The organism is Actinomadura sp. CNU-125, assembly GCF_001942465.1.
Lineage (GTDB): Bacteria > Actinomycetota > Actinomycetes > Streptosporangiales > Streptosporangiaceae > Spirillospora.
Window position 1 is genome coordinate 1 of record NZ_MKJY01000247.1, and the last position, 8,218, is coordinate 8,218.

8 protein-coding genes and 1 pseudogene are annotated in these 8,218 nt (G+C 70.9%); 3 read left to right on the plus strand and 6 right to left on the minus strand.

What is annotated here, in order from left to right; genetic code table 11:
* A pseudogene (locus BJF79_RS26680) lies at window positions 1–669 on the plus strand (bifunctional glutamine-synthetase adenylyltransferase/deadenyltransferase); the annotation flags it as partial.
* A 4-nt stretch (window positions 670–673) separates the two neighbouring features.
* Here the strand turns inward: BJF79_RS26680 and BJF79_RS26685 are convergent.
* Window positions 674–1,594: a phosphatase PAP2 family protein gene (locus tag BJF79_RS26685; protein WP_262402624.1), complete on the minus strand. Its 921-nt coding sequence runs from the start codon at window positions 1,592–1,594 to the stop codon at window positions 674–676.
* Window positions 1,595–1,968: 374 nt separating this feature from the next.
* A complete protein-coding gene (glnA, locus tag BJF79_RS26690) occupies window positions 1,969–3,393 on the minus strand; it encodes a type I glutamate--ammonia ligase (RefSeq protein ID WP_075901461.1) in 1,425 nt (474 codons plus the stop codon).
* 165 nt (window positions 3,394–3,558) lie between these two features.
* On the opposite strand from glnA, the gene BJF79_RS26695 reads away from it, so the two are divergent.
* Window positions 3,559–4,029 carry an RDD family protein gene (locus BJF79_RS26695; protein ID WP_075901463.1) on the plus strand — a complete coding sequence of 157 codons (471 nt, stop codon included), beginning with the start codon at window positions 3,559–3,561 and terminating at the stop codon, window positions 4,027–4,029.
* 54 nt (window positions 4,030–4,083) lie between these two features.
* Here BJF79_RS26695 and BJF79_RS26700 read toward each other — a convergent pair whose 3' ends face one another.
* A complete protein-coding gene (locus BJF79_RS26700; RefSeq protein WP_075901465.1) occupies window positions 4,084–4,779 on the minus strand; it encodes a DUF4191 domain-containing protein in 696 nt (231 codons plus the stop codon).
* Between the two features lie 66 nt (window positions 4,780–4,845).
* Window positions 4,846–5,775, minus strand: coding sequence for a lipoyl synthase (lipA, locus tag BJF79_RS26705; protein WP_075901467.1), 930 nt, complete (start codon window positions 5,773–5,775; stop codon window positions 4,846–4,848).
* Window positions 5,776–6,014: 239 nt separating this feature from the next.
* Here lipA and BJF79_RS26710 point away from each other — a divergent pair, with 239 nt between their 5' ends.
* Entirely contained in the window at window positions 6,015–6,509 is a 495-nt protein-coding gene (locus BJF79_RS26710) for a YfbM family protein (protein ID WP_262402625.1), read from the plus strand.
* A 7-nt stretch (window positions 6,510–6,516) separates the two neighbouring features.
* Here BJF79_RS26710 and BJF79_RS26715 read toward each other — a convergent pair whose 3' ends face one another.
* Both BJF79_RS26715 and BJF79_RS26720 read right to left on the minus strand, forming a co-directional pair.
* A complete protein-coding gene (locus tag BJF79_RS26715) occupies window positions 6,517–7,254 on the minus strand; it encodes a peptidase E (RefSeq protein ID WP_075901471.1) in 738 nt (245 codons plus the stop codon).
* Window positions 7,255–7,413: 159 nt separating this feature from the next.
* A partial coding sequence (locus BJF79_RS26720) for a 2-oxo acid dehydrogenase subunit E2 (RefSeq protein WP_187357064.1) occupies window positions 7,414–8,218 on the minus strand: 805 nt, incomplete at its 5' end.

Here is an 8,218-nt window from a genome sequence, read left to right on the forward strand (position 1 = left end):
GACCCCGACCTGCGCCCCGAGGGGCGCCGCGGCCCGCTCGTCCGCACCCTGGCGTCCTACGCCGCCTACTACGCCCGCTGGTCCGAACCGTGGGAGACGCAGGCGCTGCTGCGCGCCGACCCGATCATCGGCGACCCCGGCCTGTGCGACCGGTTCCGCGCCCTGATCGACCCGATCCGCCGCCCGCCCGGCGGCATCGCCGACGACGCCGTCCGGCAGATCCGCCGCCTGAAGGCGCGGATGGAGTCCGAACGGCTACCGCGCGGCGCCGACCCGCGCCTGCACACCAAACTCGGCCCCGGCGGCCTGTCGGACGTCGAATGGGTCGCCCAGCTCATCCAGCTGCGGCACGCCCACGAGATCCCCGAACTGCGCACCACCCGCACCCTCGCCGCGCTCGACGCCGCCGCCCGCGCCGGGCTGCTCGACCCGGACGACGCCGAGGTGCTCGCCGCCGCGTGGAAGCTCGCGACCCGCATCCGCGGCGCCGTCATGCTCGTCCGCGGCCGGGCGTCGGACATGCTGCCCACCGACAACCGCAGCGACCGCAGCGCCGTCGCCCGCGTCCTCGGCCACGCCACCGCGGGCGACCTGCTGGAGGACCACCGCCGCTGCACCCGCCGCGCCCGCGCCGTCGTCGAGCGGGTCTTCTACGGTTACGAGGAGTGACCCGCTACGCGGAGCGGCCCGCGGCCACCGGCTCCGGACGGTCGGCCGGGGCGGGACGCGGCGCCGGAACGGCCACCGCGCCGGGCGAGAACCGCCGGACGAGCCGGTCCGCGCCGTCCAGCAGCGGCCGCGGGCGCCGCACGTACAGCAGCCACGACAGCGCCAGCGCCCCCGCGACCACCCCGAACCCCGCGACCGCGTCCAGCACGTAGTGGTTCGCCGTCGCGATGATCACCAGCGTGGTCGTCGTCGGGTACAGCACGCCCAGCGCCTTCAGCCACCACCGGCTCGTCAGCCGCACCAGGACGAACCCGCACCACAGCGCCCATCCCGCGTGCATCGACGGCATCGCCGCGTACTGGTTCGTCATCGTGGCCGACGCGTCGCTCGCGTACAGGCCGAACGACTGCAGCGCCGTCACCGGGTCGACGAACCCCGCCTCGGAAAGGAACCGCGGCGGCGCCAGCGGGAACAGCCAGAAACCGAGCACCGCCGCCCCGGTCGCGATCATGAGGGACGTCCGGAGCCAGCGGTAGTCGCGCGGGCGGCGCAGGTAGAGCCACACCACCATGCCGAGCGTCACCGCGAAGTGCATCGTCGCGTAGAAGAAGTTCGCGGCGCGCGCCAGCCACGGCACCTCCAGCAGCGCCTGGTTGAGCGACAGTTCGACATCGATGCCGAGCGCGCCCTCCAGCCGCAGGATCTGGTCCGCGTGGGCGAACGCGGGCGCGGTGCCGTCCTGGACCAGGACGATGCGCGTGAGCGAGTAACCGGTGTAGAAGAGGACGATCAGCAACAACTCACGCCACACCGGGGGTACGGTGAACACCCTGTGCCGCGGCGCTGCGGCCGCCCTTCGCTGCTCGCCGCGCGGGGCCGGGTGGGCCGGGGCGCGGCGCGGAGCCGGGGGGGCGATCTGGGCCATGACTTCCATCCTTCTCCGGCGACCGCGATATGTGATCACCGCAAGGAACGGTCTTCGGCTCAGACCTGAGTAGTACGACACCGGCGCCGGGTCCGGTCTTCAGACGGAGTTCATCAGGGCTTTTCGGTTGATTTTCGTCCACCCGGACTACGACTCCGGGCGGTAGTCGCCCTACGCCGGGCGCGGCGCGCCGCGTCCCGGGCCCGCACAACGCCGCGCGGCCCCGGCGGAAACCCGCCGGGGCCACGCGGAACAGGCCGAAGGTCAAACCTTGTACGACACCCCGCCCAGATCCCCGTCCGATACGGAACCGGGGCGGAACGAGGCGGGGGGCGCGTCGACGTAGTGCCCCGTCGACGCGCCCCCGATGCCGCTTAGATGTCGTAGTACATCTCGAACTCGTGGGGGTGGGGGCGGAGCCGGATCGGGTCGATCTCGTACTCGTTCTTCATCGCGATCCAGGTCTCGATGAGGTCCTGGGTGAAGACGCCGCCTTCGAGCAGGTAGTCGTGGTCGGCCTCCAGCGCCGCGAGGACCTCCGGCAGCGAGCCGGGGACCTGCGGGATCGCGCGGGCCTCCTCGGGCGGCAGCTCGTAGAGGTCCTTGTCGACCGGCTCGGCGGGCTCGATCTTGTTCTTGATGCCGTCCAGGCCGGCCATCAGCATCGCCGAGAAGGCCAGGTACGGGTTGCAGGACGGGTCCGGGACGCGGAACTCGACGCGCTTGGCCTTCGGGTTCGAGCCGGTGATCGGGATGCGGATGCACGCGGACCGGTTCCGCTGCGAGTACACGAGGTTGACCGGGGCCTCGTACCCCGGCACGAGCCGGTGGTAGGAGTTCACCGTCGGGTTCGTGAAGGCCAGCAGGGACGGCGCGTGCTTGAGCAGGCCGCCGATGTAGTACCGGGCGTTGTCGGACAGGCCCGCGTAGCCGACCTCGTCGTAGAACAGCGGCGAGCCGTCCTTCCACAGCGACTGGTGGCAGTGCATGCCGGACCCGTTGTCGCCGAAGATCGGCTTGGGCATGAACGTGACGGTCTTGCCCGCGGCGCGCGCGACGCTCTTCACCACGTACTTGTAGAGCAGGAGGTTGTCCGCGGACTTCAGCAGCGTGTCGAACTTGACGCCGATCTCCGACTGGCCCGCCGTGCCGACCTCGTGGTGGTGCAGCTCGACGTTCAGGCCGACGTTGAGGAGCTGCGCCGACATCTCGGAGCGAAGGTCGGTGTAGTGGTCCATCGGCGGGACGGGGAAGTAGCCGCCCTTGTAGCCCGGCTTGGCGCCGAGGTTGCCGCCCGGCTCCTCGCGGCCGGTGTTCCACGCGCCCTCGATCGAGTCCAGGTGGTAGAAACCGGCGTTCGGCGACGTCTGGAAGCGGACGTCGTCGAAGATGTAGAACTCGGCCTCGGGACCGAAGTAGCAGGTGTCGGCGATGCCGGAACCGCGCAGGTAGTCCTGGGCCTTCTTCGCGACGTTGCGGGGGTCGCGGCTGTAGGGCTCCCCGGTCAGCGGGTCGTGCACGAAGAAGTTCAGGTTCAGCGTCTTGTGCTGCCGGAACGGGTCCAGCACCGCGGTCGCCGGGTCGGGCAGCAGCAACATGTCCGACTCGTGGATCTCCTGGAACCCGCGGACGGACGAACCGTCGAACATCAGGCCCTCGGTGAAGATGCTCTCGTCGAAACGCTCGACGGGGAACGTGAGGTGCTGCATCTTGCCCGGCAGGTCGACGAACCGGCAGTCGACGAACCGTACGCCCTCGTTCCTGATATAGCTCAGAACCTCTTCGGCGCTGCTGAACATCCGGCCTCCTCGGCACTCCTTGGCTATCCAAGAGGTTAGGCAGCCGCCGTTTCCCGGCCGTGTCCCGTATGTTTCGGCCGTGTTACGCGAGCCCTCCTTCCTGTACGGGCACGTCAGCGGGAAGGGCCCGTCGGAACGCGCCGGGGGAGCGGATAGCGTAGGGGCATGAGCAGTGGCAAGGGCCCGCGCTGGACGCAGACGTGGCTGGGCGGCGCGCGCGCGGCAGGAGTCGACCTCGGGCAGCCCGGGGAACGGTTCGGTTTTCCGGAGAGCGGCAGCGGCGCCGTCGCGAGCTACGGCCGCAGGATCGCCGCGCTGTTCGTCGACTGGGGCCTGTCGATGCTGGTCGCGAGCCTGCTGGCGCGCTCGCTCGACTGGGGCCCGCCGGAACGCAGCACCTGGACGCTCGTCGTGTTCGCCGTCCAGGCGTGGCTGCTGACCGCGCTGCTCGGCACCACGATCGGCAAGCGGCTGTGCGGGATCCGCGTCGCCCGGCTGGACGGGCGTCCCGTCGGGCTCGGCTGGGGCCTCGCCCGGACGCTGCTGCTGATCGTCGTCATCCCGGCCCTGCTGTGGGACCGCGACTACCGCGGGCTGCACGACCGGGCGGCCAACACCGCCGTCGTCAACATCTGACCCGGACACGCGAAAGCGCCCCCTCCCGTCGGGAGGGGGCGCTTCGTCGTTCCGTCACCGCATCCGCGGCTTGGGGCCCTTGGGCATCTTCGCGCCCTTCGGGATCGGCCCCTTCGGCATCTGCATGTTGCGGGGCAGCGCCTGCAGCCGGTCGTTCAGCTCCGCGACCTGCCCCTTGGTGAGGTTGCGCGGCAGCTTCATCAGGTGGCGCTGCAGCTTGTCGACCGGGATCTGGCCCTCGTCGTCGCCCACCTGGACGTCGTAGATGGGGACCTGCTGGGCCGCGCGCGAGATCCGCTTCTTCTCCGCGCCGAGCAGATGCCCGACCCGGTTGCGGGGCCCCTCGGAGACCAGCACGACGCCCGGCCGCCCGACCGCGCGGTGCACCATGTCGAGGTTGCGGTTGCCGCTGACCGCCTCGGTCACCGTCCAGCCGCCGCGCATGTTGTTCAGGATCGCGGCCGCCGCGCCCGGCTGCCCGGCGATCACCTTGTACTGGGCGCGCTGCGCCAGCTGGCCGAACACGATCATGCCGACCGCGAAGCCGGCGAGGATGCCCAGCGGGATGAAGAACCACAGCTGGCCGAAGATCAGCCCGATGACGACGAGGACGGCCAGCGTCCCGATCGCCGAGGCGAAGACGATCGGGAGGGCCTTCGGGTTCGCCTGGTGCAGGACCTGGGCGACCATGCGGATCTGCTTGAGGCGGCCCGGACGCTCCTGGCCTCCGTCGGCGGGCTTTTTCGACATGGTTCCAAGGATAGTCGGGTCGGGGTCGTCACCGGACAGGCGATTCGTCCCCGAACGGTGTGCGCGTCAGGATTCCCGGGCCTCGACGGCCTGCTTGTAGAGGCGTCCGGCACGGTAGCTGGACCGGACGAGCGGACCGGACATCACGCCCGCGAACCCGATCTCCTTGGCCTCGTCCGACAGCTCGACGAACTCCTCCGGCTTCACCCACCGCTCGACCGGGTGGTGCCGCGGGGACGGGCGCAGGTACTGCGTGATCGTGATCAGTTCGCAACCCGCCTCGTGCAGATCGCGCAGCGCCGCGGAGATCTCCTCGCGGGTCTCGCCCATGCCGAGGATCAGGTTCGACTTGGTGACCAGCCCGTCCTCGCGGGCCTTGGTGATCACTTCGAGGGAGCGCTCGTAACGGAAACCGGGCCGGATCCGCTTGAAGATCCGCGGGACGGTCTCCACATTGTGCGCGAGGACCTCGGGCCGCGACGAGAACACCTCGGCGAGCTGCTCGGGCACCGCGTTGAAGTCGGGGATCAGCAGCTCGACGCCGCAGCCGGGGACGGCCGCGTGGATCCGCCGCACCGTCTCGGCGTACAGCCAGGCGCCGCCGTCCTCAAGGTCGTCGCGGGCGACGCCGGTGACGGTCGCGTACTTCAGCCCCATCGCCTGGACCGACTCGGCGACGCGGCGCGGCTCGTCGCGGTCGAAGTCGGCGGGCTTGCCCGTGTCGATGTTGCAGAAGTCGCAACGCCGGGTGCACTGCTCACCGCCGATGAGGAACGTGGCCTCGCGGTCTTCCCAGCATTCGAAGATGTTGGGACAGGCCGCTTCCTGGCAGACCGTGTGCAGCCCCTCGGACTTCACCAGCCCGATGAGCTCCCTGTACTGCGGGCCCATCTTCAGCCGGGTCTTGATCCACTCCGGCTTGCGCTCGATCGGGGTCTGGCTGTTGCGTGCCTCAATGCGCAGGAGCTTGCGCCCCTCAGGTGTCACCGTCGTCACCCGTTCAGCCTACGTCGCGGTTCCGGGTATCGGCACACCGTGCGGGCGCGCTCGGGCCCCTGCGGGCTCAATGCCGTATCGGGGTGATCTCGAACGAGTGACGTTACCGGCGGGGCGTCGCGGATTCGCGGGTTTCGGTCATCTCTTTCCCCGGACGTCCCTAGGGTGGCTCCCTGTCGTCACGAAGAGTCGTAACGGTCATCGAGCGGTGTGGCAGGAGGAGCACAGTGGGTCTGGCAATGTCGTACCTCAGGGTGCCGCCGGTGCTGGAGGGGGAGTCGGACCCCGGCCGGATCGCCCGCCACGTGTTCGGCGACCGCGAATGGCGCCGCCGTGCCGCGTCCGTCCTGGTCGACCTCGGCGGCGCCTGGCAGGCGGTGCACTACCTGCTGACGGGCGACGCGTGGGACGGCCGCCAGCCCGAGGCGGACGTGGTGTGCGGCGGCCGGCTGCTCACCGAGGACGGCACCGACGAACTGGGCATGGACGTCATCTACCTGGCCCCGGACCGCGTCAAGCCCGCCGCCGACCACCTGGCCGCGACGCCGTTCGCCGACGTCGCCGCCCGCTTCGACCCCGCCGCGATGCACGCGGCGGGCGTCCAGGACGCGGCCGCGCTCGACGCCGCCGCCCGCGACGAGGTGCTCGCCCCCGCCTACCGCGCGCTCACCGGGTTCTTCCGCGCGGCCGCCGACGAGGGCCAAGCCGTCTACAAGGTGATGATCGCCTCCTGACCGCCCGTCAGAGGGCGGCGAGCAGGCGGGGCTCCAGACGCGTCTCCTTCGCGGTGCCGGGACCGTCCGGTTCAACCCGGTACGCGCCCGCCTCCTGCCGGAACGACACGGCCTGGACGAACTCGGTGCCCACGTAGTGCAGGGCCACCGACTCGTCCGCCGCGTACCCGCCCGGCAGGGTGCCCTCGCCCACGAGCTGCTGCAGCAGCGGGCGGCGCTGCGGGTCGCTGTCGTAATGCACGCCGCAGGAGTACGGCAGGAACCCGAGACCGTCGGTCAGCGGCCGCAACTGCGGACCGAACGAGTCGGTGTTGCCGCCGACGTGCCAGCACAGGGCGCCCGCGCTCTGCCCGGACAGGACGACGCCCGCCTCCCACGCCTCCCGCAGGATCTCGTCGACCCCGTGCAACCGCCACAGGGCCAGCAGGTTCGCGACGCTGCCGCCCGACACGTACACGAGGTCCTGGGTGAGCAGGTGCGCCCGCATGTCGGCCACGTTCGGCATCGGGAACAGCGCCAGGTGGCTGACCTCGGCGTCCAGCGCGGCGAACGCGGAGTAGAACCGGGAGACGTACTCGGCGGCGTCCCCGAGCGCGGTGGTGAGGAAGCACACCCGGGGCCGGTCCTGCCCGGTGAGGTCGGCCGCGTACCGCAGCAGCGGGCTCGGCGCGAGCCCCTCACGCCCGTCCGGGACGAACGACCCGCCGCCGATCGCGAGGATGTGCGGCTGCCCATCGGTGCTCATGCGCCCTCCCTGTGCCCTTCTGCAAAACCGTTCGACGTCGTTGTCACCGTACGGCCACCGCGGTTCGCCGATCGCGACTTTGACGAATCTTGAGCGGAACGCGCCGAACCCCCGCCGTCCGGGTGGACGACGGGGGGTTGACAGCGACTCAGAGGCGGCTCAGAGGCCGAGTTCGGCCTCGAAGTTGCCCTCTTCCAGACGGTGCTTGATGGTGCCCAGGAAGCGGGCGGCGTCGGCGCCGTCGATGAGCCGGTGGTCGTAGGTCAGGGCCAGGTAGACCATGGACCGGACGGCGATGACCTCGCCCAGTTCGGGGTCGTCGATGACGGCGGGGCGCTTGACGACGGCGCCGGTGCCGAGCATGCCGACCTGCGGCTGGTTGAGGATCGGGGTGTCGAACAGGGCGCCGCGGCTGCCGGTGTTGGTCAGCGTGAACGTCCCGCCGGACAGTTCGTCCGGGCTGAGGTTGCCGGTGCGGGTGCGCTCGGCGATGTCGGCGATCCGCTGCGCGAGGCCGCCCAGGTTGAGCTGGCCGGCGTTGTCGATGACCGGGACCATCAGGCCGCGCTCGGGGACGTCGACGGCGATGCTGAGGTTCTCGACGTCGTGGTAGGTGACCTCGTCGGTCTCGCTGTTGATGACGGCGTTCAGCTTCGGGTGCGCCTTGAGCGCCTCGGCCGTCGCCATCGCGAAGAACGGCAGGAACGACAGCTTCACGCCCTCGCGGGCCTCGAAGTCGCCCTTGGCCTGCTGCCGCAGCCGCGCGATCTTGGTGACGTCGACCTCGACGACGGTGGTGAGCTGCGCCGACACCTGCAGCGACTCCACCATGCGGCGCGCGATCGTCTTGCGGATGCGCGACATCGGCTCGGTCCGGCCGCGCAGCGCGAGCTGGTCGGCGGGCGCGGCGGCCGGTGCCGGGGCCGGTGCCGTCCGGACGGGACGCGCGCCGGGGCGGGCGGCG